Origin of the sequence: Mucilaginibacter phyllosphaerae (assembly GCF_004378255.1) — a bacterium.
Classification (GTDB): domain Bacteria; phylum Bacteroidota; class Bacteroidia; order Sphingobacteriales; family Sphingobacteriaceae; genus Mucilaginibacter; species Mucilaginibacter phyllosphaerae.
Window position 1 is genome coordinate 34,009 of the sequence record NZ_SNQG01000008.1, and the last position, 14,753, is coordinate 48,761.

Below are 14,753 nucleotides of genomic sequence, written 5' to 3' on the forward strand. Positions count from 1 at the left end.
AGTTTTGCTGAATTACTGAAAGCTGTTGCTCATCTGGAATAACGGTAAATAGATCGAAACCACAATTACGCCTACGATAAGCCCAAGAAAAATAATGATCAGGGGTTGCATAACACTGCTGAGGGTGGATGTTTTATATTCTACTTCAGTCAGGTACTGCTCGGCCACCCAGGCAAAAAAATAATCAAGTTTCTTGCTCTCTTCACCAACTTTAATCAGCTGGATCATTTTGGGCGGAAAGATCCTGAATTTTTTCAGGCTTTCATGAAGGGACCGGCCTTTTAGTATGTCATCTTCTATTGCCCGTAACGCGCGTTCCACGGGGTAGTAACCGATCATTTGCCTGCTGAGCGCGATGGCCCTGAGTAATGGGAGTTCCGCGTGTATAAGCAAACGCATGGAATTGCTGAAGCGGGCGAGGTAGGCTTTCTGTACCAGGTTGCCAACCATCGGCAGGCGAAGTATGAGGGCGGATGAAACCCGGCGCCAACGGTCATCTTTACGAAAACGATAAATAAATACAGTCACCGTAATGATGATGACAGCAAACGGCATAAAGTATTTACCTACAGCGGTTGACAAGTCTATTACCTGCCGTGTGACCCAGGGCAGTTCGCCGCCGAAACGTTTAAAGACCTCCCCAAACATGGGCACAACGAACTTTAGCATGAAAAATATAGCTCCCGCCGAGGCGGACAGTACGATCACAGGGTAGGTGAGGGCCGAAACGATTGTCCTGCGTTGTTTGATCTTGCTTTTATAAAACTTAGCCAGGTCTTGCAACACTTCAATGAGTTTACCCGTTTCTTCTCCTATCTGCAGGCTGTATACCTCGTACAATGAAAACCTGCCGCTTTGTTCAAGTGCTTTTGAAAACGGCTGTCCTTTTAATACGGCCTCTTTAACGGAGGTAAACAAAGTCTTATCTTTTTGCTGTTCCTGTTCAGCGGTAGCCAGTTCAAACGCGCTTTTAAAATCGATACCTGCCTGAAGCAGTGAACTTAGTTCCAGGTAAAGGAATTCTTTTTTTTTATCAGAAAGTTCCCCGCTGCCAAAACTGATATCCCGGTTCCAGATACTTTCCTGCTGCGATTTTGATTCCTGCAACGGTTTACCGCCGGCCCTGTTCTTTTTTCCGGAGTCATATTTACTTAAGTCAATGGATGGCATAATGATCGTTTTGAAAAAGGGTTTCCGAACTGTATTGTTTAAAGTAATGATAAGGGATTACCTGATCGTGGTAAGTAATACTAAAGGATAATTCATCCTGCAATACGGCAGAATCGGGATTCGTTTCGGGGGGGCGGCCCTCAAACTTTGAGTCGAGCTGTTGATAATCAACTCTAAAGGTATCTGTAATACCCCGCGTACGGACGAGAAAACCGCTATCAAAAGTGTAAGAGGTGGTATCATTTTGGCCGATGATCAGGACCTTCAATCCTTGTCGCCTGACAGCCTCTGCTTTTGAAAAATCCCTTCTTAATAACCTGTCGAGCGTAAGCATAACCATAACTTCGTCATTCTTTTTGCTGAATGAATGATAAGAACGGGTAACGATACCGTATATGGTAAACGTCAGGCCGATCAGTATGGCCGAAATCATCATTGTGATAACGAGCTCCAGGATGGTAAAGGCTTTAACTTTAAGCTTACTCATGTTCTGCAAATATTATTCTACGGCTTACCGCCATGCTTTCATTGTTCTGGTCAAAGGCTTCCAGTTGCACACTGATCAGGTCCGTTGTATTACCATAAGGTGAAACGGTCTGACTGATGGTGAAATCACCTGACTGAAAGGTGCGGTTTTCGAAGACTTCGCCTGGGCCGCTTGTTAAAAAAATGTCCTGGAACGTAGCTTGTGCCTTGAGCTGTTTGGCAGACAAGGATGTACGGAACACATTGGCGAATATGGACATGGCAATGCCGAAAACAATAATGATGAGCACCATAGCTATGACCACTTCCATGATACTGGAAGATTTTAGCTTACCGTTCAGTTTTAATTTCTTTCCAGCCATAGCAAAATTTTTTTCTTTCTGCCAGTTACAGGCAGCAGATCGGATGTGAGGTAATACGGGGATAATGCTTTTGCGCTTATGCGCGTGTTGATCAGGAAATTCTCATATGAAGAGGAATTGCTTTGATAAAGAAATTTCTGGCAGGTGATACTGCCGGAAATCTCAACGCTGTCTTTTAGCGATACAGTCCCCTGCACATATATCTGGCCCGTTATTTTGTCTTTTTTGCCAAAAGATATGATAGTAGGGATAGTTGGTTTTTCTTTTTCATAATAAAACACGATGCCCTCGAAGCGTGTGGCCTCGCCAATACTCAATTTAGGGGATATACCGGTTTTTCGACCGGGTTCAGGTAACAGCCCGATACAAGAGGGGTAAGTAAATACTGATCCTTTGCCGACAACGACCGAATCTCTTGCAAATACCTGGCAATTGCCTTTAAACCCTTGCCCGAATACTACGGATCTTGCAAAAATCATAATATGATCTAAACGGGCGGTACTGTCGATATAGAGCGTAGTGTCAGCATACAAAACAATATTATCTTTTATCTCCATGTTTTTGATGACAGATTTGCCATCTGTTTTCAGCAAAAGGGTCGGTTTGAAAAAAGAATTTTTCACCAGGCTGTCGCCAATCGGAAAGGGTGAGGACCGGCTTGTGTCAGAGAACGCATTATTTAGCTGCTCAAGCCTTTGCTTGCCAAACGCCGGTATTTCACGTTCGCTGTTATAGATATGACCATCTACAAATTTGGGGTCGCCTTTATAGGCCTTGCCATCAACATATGCGGCCCTTATCCCGGCTTTCGGGATGCGGACATTACCACGGATAAGGGTTTGCCCGCTAACGGAGAGCGGCCGGTCTTCATCGATCAGGTAAAGGGCCATCCAGTTTGCCGAATCAATGTTTTTAGCGATCATGAAGCTTTTTTGCAAAGTGTCCTGCTGAATGAATGCCCGAACAGTGCCAATATCAAAAACACCCCAGGGAAGTTTGCCGGTAATAACCGAATCGGCATCATTATTAAACAGGTTGACCTTTTCCGTTTCCCGGTAGGGCGTTTCACTTTCTGAAAGCAGCAGGTTGATACCCGACTCGAGATTATTCTGCAACTTATCGGACCGGAACTTTTTTTGATAGTTTAACCTGTAAAAATAAGCAGCGGCGATCAGCGAAGAGCAGATCAACGCTATGATAAAAGAAATGATAATAACGATGTAAAGTGATGAAGCCTTGAGCATATGGCCAGGTTATGGTGTCACGGTTTGCTGCGGTTTGTTTTTGTGTGGAAAAAGATGGATCCGTTTTAAAAGAGGCTTATGTTCTACTATGGCACCTGCATTATACCAGGTTGTTATTACCGAATCCTTATTCCCCAAGCTCCGTACCGGCCCATCCATCACACCATTCTTATATCGCCCGGAAACCAGTAGTTTGCCCTTATCGTCATATTTACTGAATTCTCCTGTCATCAAACCATCTTTCCAGCTGAGGATCTCCCGGAGGACACCGTTTGCCGTCCAGCTTTTCCAGGTGCCGTCTTTAAGCCCGGCGCTGAACGTACCCTGTTCCATCAGGTTCTTGTTTAGGTAGTAGGAGCGGTAGTCGCCATTCAGCAACTTTCCGCTATATCCGCCCTGTGTGTTTTGTATTTGGTTTGCGCTATACCAAAAATACCACCGTTCCGGTTTCGTTACAGGATGGCCCTTTACGGGCAGGGTCTCAAATTGCAGTACCTTGTCATCCTGCGTTATCCTTATCCGGTCAAAACCGTAATCGGGCATTTTCTGGGCCATCAAATAACTGCTGCAAAAACAAAGCAGGAAACATAAAATTTTTCTCATAACGTAGCTGTATTCCTGGATATATATTGAATTTTATTTTTAAAAGATATTTTGACGGAGTCGCGCATGTTTTTCAGCAACTTTACATTTTCGGCTGTTTCTCCCTCGCGAAGCATAGCGCTTCGTCCGTTGATAACTAAAATAGAAATAATTTTCCTGGTGGCGGGGTTGGCAATATATCCCGAGTATTTGATAAAACTCCAATCTGTCCTGGCCGGAACGGGGCGGGACGTAACCTTTACTTTTATAACAGGAAGCCGCCTGGTCGTATCTATAGCATGGGATGCACTTAATTGAAAGGGGTCTCTGTAGTTCAGGGCGAGTTTTGTTGTATCTTTTTTGACTGCGAAATCATCGTATACTTTTTCGGGGCGACGTGCTGCCGGCGCAGGTGCCGTGTCATCATCTCCCCAGGCCGCGGCGATTACTTTACAGAAGATCAAACCCCAAATAAGGAATACAGCGAAACCAAGTAAATAGTTGATCGTCTTCCTTTTCATCGTTATTGTACGGTGAAATTTCTGGCTGTGCCTGCGTCACCTTCATTCCCTGCTGCATCAATAGCACTGACCTTCCAGTAAACCTTGCTGCCGGTTTCAGCTCCAGAAAATGTATAATTGGTTGATATAACGATCAGGGGGAAGTTTTGGCTAAAATTAGACGTCGAGTCGGCCTTTAGAATATACAGTTTATATTTAGCCGCCCCTGCCAGTGCCTGCCATTGCAGATTTACTGGGTTGTTGACGGTCTGGTTATTGATGGGGGAGTTGAGCGTGACTTTTTCCGATGGTGTTTTATCCAGCGTGATCTGGTTAATAGCAGACCATCTTGCCTGCGCGGTATCATTCTCGGCCCTGACCCGCCATTGGTAGATCATATCCTTTGGTAAGGAAAAATTGACCTGTTGTCCGGGTACGGTCTGGTCGTAAACCAGCGCGTTTTCATTAACAAAGTTGTTGGTATCGATTTCTATATGGTATTGCGTAGCGCCGTAAAGGCTGCTCCATTGAAAAGCGGTCAGCGATTTATTGATCAGCGCATTATTGGCCGGTAATCTGAGTTCCACAGCCTGTTGTTTGATAGAGGATTGCAATACTGTAAGTGTTCTTGCCGCGCTGTAAGCTGTTACTGAGCTACCGTTCTCTGCACTTACCCGCCACTGGTATACGCCGGGATCCAGGTTCATGGAGAAAGTATTTTTTGTAATAACGGTGTCGGCGATCAGGCCGCCTGGTGAGGAAAAGTTATTGCTGACGATCTGCAGGCGATAACCCAACGCATCCTCTACTTCATCCCACCAAAAGCTGACATTGTACTTCGGGCTGCTGTAATTATCAGAGGGAGCCTGCAGGGTAACTGATCTTTTATCAATGGATGGCTCGATAAACTCTTTACAGGAAAAAAGCAACAAGATCAATACTGTGATCATCCCTGCCGGCTTAAAGAAAAATTTTAATTTCATTCAGCACTAAAATATAACTTTTTTAATAAAACTGTAGAAGCGATTTTAGAATGGCTGCTTTATTGGCATAGCTATATTGATTCAGCTCAATCACGTAATTTTTTAATCGAACTCCATATATAAGGCTCGCTGGAAACAACGGCACCCGGATGACACGGCTATTTAATCGACTTTGTTTTTGATCAAGCCTTAAAATGGATACGATCCATGTGAAGCGGGACATTGTGCCACATTGAAAAAGCTGGCGGAAATTAAATAACCGTTTCCTCTAATCCGTCAGAACACTAAAGACGAAACTAATAAAATGAAAAAACACCTTTTTTTTATCGCCCTGATCGGAATCTTTTCACGGGCTGTGTCGCAAAACACTTTTCCAACGCCAACGGGTAATGTCGGTATCGGAACCACAACGCCTTCAAACAAGCTGCAGGTTATTGATGCCTCAGGAACAAGCGCAGTCAATTTGCAGACAGCTACCAATGTGCTGAATGAGGTTATTGGTATTTCTTTTGGTACGCAACCTGGGATCCGGACAAAAGCGGCGGTGGTTGGAGTCAATACGAATACCGGTAATGCGGCGGGTGACCTGGCGTTGTACACCAACAGCGGCACTGCCCTTGCTGAAAAAATGCGGATCACATCCGATGGTAAAGTCGGTATAGGGGTCGCCGCTCCGGCTAGTCTTTTATCTGTGGGCGGTAACGCCTCAATTTTGACTGATCAGCAAGTCGCATTTCGTTATAACTCCACCATTACAAGCGGTACGGGAGGAGCACTTGGTTTACAGTTGATTGCAAACCCATCCGCAAATTCTTCAGCGGGTTTGTTTGGTATATACGTGCAAATGGGAACCAATACGGCTTCATCCTCAAATGTCGGCTCGATGTTCGGGCTGGTTTCCACCGCGGCGCATCGCGGTACCGGTATTATCGCAACCGTCAATAATCTTTATGCAAGCAGCCCGATACTGGCTTCAACAGGCACCATCACAAATAGTTATGGCGTCATGATCCGCCCGCAACAGATTGCCGGCGTAACAAAGGGATATGGAGTTTACCAGGCAGGCACAGCTGACATAAATTATTTTGATGGGAATACCGGGTTCGGTGCAGCAAACCCGCAGAATAAACTGGTAGTTGCCCAAGCCAGTTCTCTGGTGCCGGCAGCACTGATCCAGGATACAGATACGGGTGATGCAGGTTTAGCTTTTAATGTTTCAGGCGCTTCTTTCACCTAGGCATCGATCAGTCGGACGCAAAAAAATTCAAACTGTCGAACGCTGCGTCATTGGGCACAAACGATTATATCACAGTAACAAATGTGACAGGTAACGTAGGTATCGGGACTTCCAATCCTACCGAAAGACTTGCTGTAAACGGTACGATCCACACAAAGGAAGTTAAGGTAGACCTAACAGGTTGGCCGGATTATGTGTTTAATAAAGATTATAAGCTGCCCGCACTTTCTGTAGTGAAACAATATATTGATCTCAACCATCATCTGCCCGAAATGCCACCCGAAAGACAGGTAGTTGATAACGGGATTAAGCTGGGAGAAATGAACAGGCTGCTAACCAAAAAGGTTGAAGAACTTACGCTTTATTTGCTTGCGCAACAAAAAGAGATAACTGAATTAAAGCAACTATTTAGAACATCCGTACAAAATGCACCAAATAGGAAGCGGAAAAAACACTAAATATGCAGTGTTAACATCGTGCATGGTTATCAATGCTGCCGGGAATATACAGGCAGGAACAACAGATACTAAAGGGTGTAGTGCTGTAAACTGAAGCCCATTGCCACTTCCATAAGGATGAAAATTGATCCATGGGCCCGATTATATATTGAAAAAAAGCTATAAACTGCTATCCCACGGAAGTTAAACAATACGTCGGCGAGGATTAAGATAGATAAGTGCCTTGTAAAATGGCGTTGCCGGGCTAACGGGAAGCGAAAAATAATGAGGAAACGAAAATAGCAAAGCCTGAATTTCTGTTTGTTCATGGCTTGTTTCATCAGTTTAGCTGAACGTGTCAGCATACGCCGCCAAGGCGGAATGTATAAGGCCTAAGTGTGATAATGGCAAAACTTTTAACCTTTATGCACGATGAATAAACATTCTGTTTTTTGCATTTAATACTCAACTATTTTTTATAGTTTTATAGGATTGGGAATCAGTTTGACTGCCAATAAATTTTTGATCTGAATACTTATCATTTATGAAGAAAATGCTATTGGACCCGTTCGGTGACACAATATTCACTTATATTAGGTCGGCGGCCACAAAGGATAATGACGTTGTGGAACACAAAGCAATACTAATGCGATCATTTTTATCAGATCGAAAAAATCTCCCATTTCTTCACGTTTCCAAGTGCGAAGTATAGTCTAAGTGCTATGTCTGAAAATTTACCTTGTTAAAATTTACCTTGTTAAAATTTGCCTAACTAAATGAATAAGAACACCCGCCGGACCCTCTGCCGTTTCTAACCAGTAATTATATATATGAATAAATCCTCAAATCAACCACAGAACAAGGTATTTATGTGGGGCTACCAAATTCTGCTTTTAACTGTTGTCCTCTTTTTGCTGTTCAACTTTTTATTCCGTAATGAGAAAATCGCCTATGTTGATTCGGCCAAGATCCTGAATGAATACAAAGGCACTTTGGAAGCAAAAAAGGCCTATGAAGTAAAAGCGAAAGTCTGGCAATCTAATATGGACACTTTGACAAATGACGTTAAAGCAGCGATACAAAAATATGAAAGAAGTATAGCGACGATGTCAAAAACAGAACAAGACCTTTCCAGGCAGCTTATTCAATCAAAACAAAAGCAGCTATCTGATTATCAGCGGGGTATTCAGGAGAATGCTAAACAGGAAGACGGAAAGTTAACACAGGCCGTCGTGTCCCAGATCAATGCTTTTCTGACTAACTACGGTAAAACGCATAATTATAAACTCATTCTTATTGCAAACCAATTGGGCACGATAGCGTATGCACGCGATGGATTGGATATTACCGCAAAGGTAATAGAGGAGATTAATGATGAATATGTCAAAGGTAAAAAGTAATGAACAAATTGACCCGGTTCTTGTCCATAGGTCTTTTCCTTTCATTTGCGGTTTTCTTTTTATCCTGTAAGGAGAAAATCACCAATAAAACGGAATTGATTGCCTATATAAATGATCCTGAAAACGGATTGCAAAAATGCCGGCAGGCAGGAAAGATAAAAGCAGTTTTAACATATAAGCCCTTGCAACTTACTTCAGTTAACATAAATCAAGACAAACCAGGGACAGCAAAGGCCGGGATGTTCAGGAATAATCTTTTTTTTGTGCTTAGCCTGTCGGCTAATAACAAGGAGCTGATAAGACAGTTACCTTTTGATCAGTATAGCGAAATGGTTCAGGTTATGGCATTTAGGATGAATAACTTTATTGACATTATACCTAATAATGATCGGCCTGTAGCGCCGTTAAGTTGTACTTTTCAGCCGACTTATGGCATGGGGACGGCTAATAACCTGTTAATTGTTTTTGATAAAAAAAAGCTCCTTACAGCTCATCATATAAAAGTTCATATAAAAGAGTTCGGACTGAATATAGGGGATCTTTATTTTGACATAGCCGTATCTGATATCAAAAAAATACAAAATATAGTAGTAAATTAATACCATCTAAAACCAACTATGTTTATCACAAAAAGAAAACAAGGCCGCTTAAAAAAAGCAGTAGCTGTTTTTATGTTGCTTACTATTGTTAACCAGATACTAACGCCAACTGTAGCCTATGCTTTAACTTCGGGCCCTACTGCGCCCGAGGCAACGAATTTTGAACCCATTGACACGACGGATGTGGTCAATCCTCTGACAGGAAGCTTCACCTATAGCGTGCCGTTGTTGGAAGTTCCGGGTCCCGAAGGGGGGTATCCGCTCGCTTTATCCTACCATGCAGGGATACAACCGAACGAGGAAGCGTCATGGGTAGGTCTGGGTTGGTCACTAAATCCGGGTGCAATTGCAAGGAATGTGAACGGTTATCCGGACGACTGGAAGGAATCAAGTGGTTTAACCAGATCTGTCTGGACCGGGGGCAGTACCGAAACTTACACGGGTGGGTTGGGTATAGGATACGGACCTGCTTCAGTGAATGTAAACTTGAGTTTTTCGCAGGATACTTACCAGGGGTATGGGATCGGGTGGAACGCCGGCGTTAGTCTGAACCTGGGATCATATGGCCAGGGGGGCGGATTTATTTCCTCACCGTTCAGCATCGGGGGAAATGTTGGCGTTTCGGCTTACGGAGGCGCTTATGTTGGTGCAAATGTGAATTACACCGCAGGCTCGTCCGTAATAAACGGTTTACAATCAACAACCAGTATCGGCGTGCAAACCAATTTTAATTCGGTAAAGGCAGATATAAGCGAAAGTGTTAGTTACAGCAAGCGGGGGGTATCCTTGTTGGGCGCCTCGATCTCGACGTCCAGCATGAGGCCGTCGTTTACCGTTGGCGGTGGTTCAATAACATCAGTCAATAATCCGAGCGAAAATAAAATAAGCACTTCTTCATCAGGATTTTCGTTCTGGCTTCCGCTTTATTATATACCGGTTACCCTCAGTATAGGATACAATTACACAAGATACTGGTCTGATAATTCACAACCGGTTAATTCAAGCGGCGTTCTTTATAACCGGAACATTGTAAACACTTCCGGCACTTTTTCAGTTAGCGGTGACGATGATAATTATCAACTATTGGACCCCGTATATAATAACATAGTCGATAATCCCGACCCGGTTGATCAGTTGGGTGGCAACTATCCAAATTTTGATAATTACAGTGTTACTGCTCAGGGACTTGGCGGTAACATACGACCGTATATATTTTCTTCCATTCTGTATAATCAGGACAGGGTTAACCGTGTTGATGTAGATCATTCCAAAGATTCATACGGAGTCAACTTCTATGATCAGGGTAGCGGAATCATCCGGTCAAAATATCAATTCAGATTTATTAATGATCTGTCAAATTCATATCAGCAATCCAGTGAATGGTCAGCCGACGTTAACAACAGCGAGCCGACCTATAATTTTAGCAATACTATAAACTATGGCAATAATGACGGGCAATACGGCTATGACGAATCCATTAACCGGCTGGAAGGTACTAATCATATCGAGTATTTTACTAATGATCAAATCAATGATAATACGGCCGCCGCAAGGGGATTTATTGATTGTGACGCTGCGGGCTTTGTAAGAGGAACGAGCGCCAATACCGGAACTATTGGACAGACACAAAATCCGACGATAGGAAAGCAAATCGGAGGATTTATGATTACCAATTCCAGTGGTGTAACATATCATTATGCGTTGCCGGCATATAGTTATGCCGAAACTCAGCGAACAGAAAATGAACCCTATGCGAATCTGACGAACCGGTCTTTAAATAAAATGTTCAGATATACTGATCTGACCAAAAACGAGGCTTACGCTTACACTTGGTATTTAACGGCGATCACCGGCCCGGACTATGTTTCAAGAGGATCAACGCCCGGAAAGCTGGATGCCGCCGACTGGGGGTATTGGGTTAAATTTGATTACGGGAAATGGGCGGATAAATACAGATGGCGTAATCCGTCTGAAGGGGCAAATGACGATTCTGCATCACCCGGCACCACCCGGTATGCATCAGGTTTAAAAGAGCTATATTATCTGGATGCGGTTGAAACAAGAACGCACACCGCCATTTTTGAAAAAGAGATCAGGGCTGACGGGAAAAGCTGCACCGCGACGAACGAAAATATTCCGTATCAACCACAGGCTTTTTATTATCCGCAGAGTAATTCCGGTGGTTATGTGCATCCTCAGTCGACTTTGCGTTTAAACAATGTTTACTTATTTCAAAATGACCAGTTACCAATGGGAGTAAATGCTATTCGGCAAAACAGCACAGTATATGACCATGTTTTCAATTACAGCAGCGGAAGCGAAAGAGTGCATTACGGATTAAATGTGATTGATAAAAATGACATTAACGCTGCCTTGAAAAACAGCTGTCTGAGAAAAATAGCTTTAACCTATGATTATTCATCGGCTATGGGTTGTCCGAATAGTTATGACCCCGGTGGTCTGAATACCTATGTGCAAAGTCCCAGTACGTCTGCCCCCTCATCCTTATTGGGAAAGTTGACTTTATTAGCTGTGGATTTTCAGGGAAAAGGGGGGGCACAGGTGACGCCTCTAACGACGTTCCAGTACGAACTTGAGGCCAGCGATCCGGCTAACACGGATAATATCTCGCTTACAAAGCTGCAGACCTATGAACAAACTATACACGGATTGTCGCCTGCCATTATTCAAACGCAGACCCCGGGTAAATTTAAAAAAGGAGACATCCTATCATTTTCAATTGGTGGTATAAAATACTATTGCACGTTATTACACCCGACAGATAATACGAATCAGTCGTTTACGGCCTATTTCCTTGACAAATCCCCTGATGTTTTAGCCACAGGCATACCCGCAACACGTACGAAAAATCCGCCGTATAATAAAGATGCTTTTGACAATTGGGGGTATTATAAATCTGATTTCGGCGAGACTGTAATTTCGTACCCGATAACGGGGCTGGGTGCGCGTCCGGATCGCGGAAACGGATCCCCCGGCTCAACTCCGGTTCCCGCCTCTCCTCCGTCACCTAATACGGATTTTATTGTCAAACAAAGACCCACATCATCAGTTTCAAACAGTTCAACAGATGTCTGGTCGCTTCGCAAAGTAAGTTCAGGCATAGGTTCTGAAATCAGGATCAATTATGAAAGTAATACGTATAACAGATCGGCGCTTAGTAAAAACAAGTCTGTTTTAATCGACCACGATAATGCGATTTCTGGTCCCAAAAATACGCTTACGTTTCCAGTAAATCCTATGGGGATAGATCTGAACACGGCGTATAAGACCGGAGATGTTTTGCATATGGGGTTTTTAATTGATAAGATCACAGGCCCATCCAGTCCGAATCCAGGCCCCTCGTCGGTTACTTTTATTTATAAAAACTCTGACGCCTATCCGACGCCCACGATCATCAAAAGTGTCCGTTCTGAATTCGGGCAAGTGAGGCCAAATGTTTATGCAGAGATCAATGAAATAACCATTCAGGTTGACCCTCAGATGGCCGCAGATATCGCAGGTTATGCCATAGACGCAAATTTAACGGTTAATGCCAACTTTTTTTACGGAGGAGGAGTGCGCGTCAAAGACATAAGCGTCGATGATCTGGGCGGTAACATTAAAAAAACATCTTATAATTATAATCTGCCCGGTCCGGTTCAAAATGATGCTAATTCCTCGGGCGTCACCTCTTTCGAACCGCTGATCTTCCCTATCGAAAACCTATTCCCGACGTTTAGGGAATACGCGAATTACCAAGCCGAAACGACTCATTTAGGAACAATGAATGACCCTACAGAAATGATAAAACAATATCGAAGGGATCTATACGCGGGAAACAGCCAGATTCTTTCGATAGCACGTGAAGCTCCCGGCCCCGGGGTAATGTATGAGTACGTAACGACAACTGAAAGCAATATAATTGCCAATGGTACAGCAGTGCCCATAAATGGTAAAACGATGTACCAATACGAAGTGTTTAAGCCTGAAATGATCGGAATATATGACTATAATGACGAACAACCGGTGTCATCCGCATACACGTACTCCGGCCCGGACCCCAATTCAAACATGCCGATCAACTATACAGCGCAGGGCGTTAAACGCACGTACTCTCAAATTATCACAAAATCTAAGAGAGACCGGTCGATTAAGGATTATACCAGCAGGATAGGTTGCTTAAAAAGAGTAGTCACTTATGATAATTCCGGCAACAAGTTAACCGAGAAGATCAATCATTATTTACATGACGATCTTGAGAATACATCATTTCAGACACAGGTATCAAATTACGAGCCCAGACTTTCATCCTATAACGGCATAGCCTACAATAATATGGGGGTCATTAAAGAAAGGTATGGAAATGCGCGCTTAAATTACAGCGGCATACAGGGGCCCTATTATCAATACAAAAGTCTTGTAATGATGAGTAATAAGGAAACTTTCCCCACCTTCCAGACGGGCACGACACAGATTGATTATAAAAACGGTACTAAAGTAGAACAAACCAATTTGGCGTACGATTTTTACACCGGCGCGGTAACAAAAACTTTAACGATCGATTCTTACGGAAACCGGTTTGTCAGCCAGGCAACACCGGCTTATACGTTACAAAGCCAGTATTCTGCAATGGGTTTGAAAACACATGATGATAACCCCTTTTTGATCACTCATGTAGAACATAAGCAAATGCTTACACAACAAGCCTCTAATTATACGTTTAGTGTCGACATAAATAACAATCCCATTGGGGTTGTAACGGCGACTGCGCAAACCTGGTCGAACAACGTACCGGTCCAGGATCCCGGAGGAAACCTGACCACAACCGGTCAATCCAATATTTGGCGGTTGGAGAAATCACTTTCCTGGATGCCTGCAGGAAATTCCATAAATAATGTTACCCCATATTCCTCCTTTGGGGATTATTATGCCGGTGGCAGCGGCAATTCTTCGTGGAAAAAAACAAGCCAGATAACCCGGTATAATGTTTACTCTGCCGCTTTAGAAGCATCCGACATCAATGAGTCTTATGCAGCAACACGAATGGGGTATAACAACAGTAAAGTACTGATAAGCGGAGGCCCTGCAAAATATAGCGAAATCGCATACACCGGTGCCGAGGATGCATTATTAGATAATAGTCTAGTTACCTATGATAACGGTTACATTGAAAAAGGAAACGGAATAATCCTGACGGATTCTACCAGGGCACATACGGGGCTGAACAGCTTACGGGTTCCTGCTGCATCTTCCGGTTTTAGGTACACCGTGCCGATTACAAGTATCGGTAAAAAAGATTACGCTGTGGCGGTATGGGTAAAACCCTCATCTGGCAATGCAGATCAGGCGCAGCTTTTCTATCAGGTGGGTGCAGGAACAGCTGTACAGGGAAACACTACCCTTAATAAGTCAGCCGCGGGTTGGTACCTGCTGGAAATGACTATTCCCGCAAATGCCCTGACGGGAACCGGTAATTTGGTTGTCGGTTGTAAGAACGGATCATCTGCCGACCTTTACTTTGATGATTTTAAATTTCAGCCAATGGCCTCGTCAGCGATCGCGTATGTTTATGATAAGAAAACCGGGGAATTAACTTACATAATTGGTAATAATAACTTGTTCACCCGCTTCCAGTATGACGAAATCGGACGATTGGTACGAACATACAAGGAGGTTTTAGGCAAAACTAAAATTCCGATAATTAGTTCAACCGTCTATCATTATGGAAAATCGACCCTGTAATATTTAAAGAA

At 43.5% G+C, this 14,753-nt stretch carries 12 protein-coding genes; 5 read left to right on the forward strand and 7 right to left on the reverse strand.

All coding sequences use genetic code 11. From position 1 onward, the window contains the following. Positions 1–12: 12 nt before the first annotated feature. Genes E2R65_RS18600 through E2R65_RS18630 form a run of 7 tightly spaced genes read right to left on the reverse strand, consistent with a single transcriptional unit; the run spans position 13 to position 5,327 of the window. Positions 13–1,170 carry a type II secretion system F family protein gene (locus E2R65_RS18600; RefSeq protein ID WP_134338004.1) on the reverse strand — a complete coding sequence of 386 codons (1,158 nt, stop codon included), beginning with the start codon at positions 1,168–1,170 and terminating at the stop codon, positions 13–15. Beyond that, complete coding sequence (locus E2R65_RS18605) at positions 1,157–1,657, reverse strand: PulJ/GspJ family protein (RefSeq protein WP_134338005.1); 501 nt, start codon at positions 1,655–1,657, stop codon at positions 1,157–1,159. Before E2R65_RS18605 ends, E2R65_RS18600 begins: the two co-directional genes overlap by 14 nt. Beyond that, positions 1,650–2,018 (reverse strand): hypothetical protein, encoded by a 369-nt coding sequence (locus E2R65_RS18610; protein ID WP_134338006.1) that lies wholly within the window; start codon positions 2,016–2,018, stop codon positions 1,650–1,652. The genes E2R65_RS18605 and E2R65_RS18610 overlap by 8 nt, the downstream gene beginning before the upstream one ends. After that, the gene (locus E2R65_RS18615; RefSeq protein WP_134338007.1) at positions 2,000–3,262 is read right to left on the reverse strand and encodes a hypothetical protein; all 1,263 of its coding nucleotides are present in this window, start codon (positions 3,260–3,262) and stop codon (positions 2,000–2,002) included. Before E2R65_RS18615 ends, E2R65_RS18610 begins: the two co-directional genes overlap by 19 nt. A 9-nt stretch (positions 3,263–3,271) precedes the next feature. Continuing rightward, positions 3,272–3,865, reverse strand: a complete 594-nt coding sequence (locus E2R65_RS18620; RefSeq protein ID WP_134338008.1) for a toxin-antitoxin system YwqK family antitoxin — start codon at positions 3,863–3,865, stop codon at positions 3,272–3,274. Beyond that, positions 3,862–4,365 (reverse strand): hypothetical protein, encoded by a 504-nt coding sequence (locus E2R65_RS18625; RefSeq protein WP_134338009.1) that lies wholly within the window; start codon positions 4,363–4,365, stop codon positions 3,862–3,864. The genes E2R65_RS18620 and E2R65_RS18625 overlap by 4 nt, the downstream gene beginning before the upstream one ends. 2 nt (positions 4,366–4,367) lie before the next feature. Then, positions 4,368–5,327, reverse strand: a complete 960-nt coding sequence (locus E2R65_RS18630; protein ID WP_134338010.1) for a fibronectin type III domain-containing protein — start codon at positions 5,325–5,327, stop codon at positions 4,368–4,370. A 304-nt stretch (positions 5,328–5,631) separates the two neighbouring features. Between E2R65_RS18630 and E2R65_RS18635 the strand changes: the two genes are divergently transcribed. The 5 genes from E2R65_RS18635 to E2R65_RS18655 all read left to right on the forward strand — a co-directional run bounded on the left by E2R65_RS18635 (position 5,632) and on the right by E2R65_RS18655 (position 14,742). After that, a complete protein-coding gene (locus E2R65_RS18635) occupies positions 5,632–6,564 on the forward strand; it encodes a hypothetical protein (RefSeq protein WP_134338011.1) in 933 nt (310 codons plus the stop codon). A gap of 83 nt (positions 6,565–6,647) precedes the next feature. Next, entirely contained in the window at positions 6,648–7,022 is a 375-nt protein-coding gene (locus E2R65_RS18640; protein WP_134338012.1) for a hypothetical protein, read from the forward strand. 809 nt (positions 7,023–7,831) lie between these two features. Further along, positions 7,832–8,401: an OmpH family outer membrane protein gene (locus E2R65_RS18645; RefSeq protein WP_204986335.1), complete on the forward strand. Its 570-nt coding sequence runs from the start codon at positions 7,832–7,834 to the stop codon at positions 8,399–8,401. Continuing rightward, positions 8,401–9,000 (forward strand): hypothetical protein, encoded by a 600-nt coding sequence (locus E2R65_RS18650; protein WP_134338013.1) that lies wholly within the window; start codon positions 8,401–8,403, stop codon positions 8,998–9,000. Before E2R65_RS18645 ends, E2R65_RS18650 begins: the two co-directional genes overlap by 1 nt. 18 nt (positions 9,001–9,018) lie before the next feature. Continuing rightward, positions 9,019–14,742 carry a LamG domain-containing protein gene (locus tag E2R65_RS18655; RefSeq protein ID WP_134338014.1) on the forward strand — a complete coding sequence of 1,908 codons (5,724 nt, stop codon included), beginning with the start codon at positions 9,019–9,021 and terminating at the stop codon, positions 14,740–14,742. Positions 14,743–14,753: the final 11 nt, after the last annotated feature.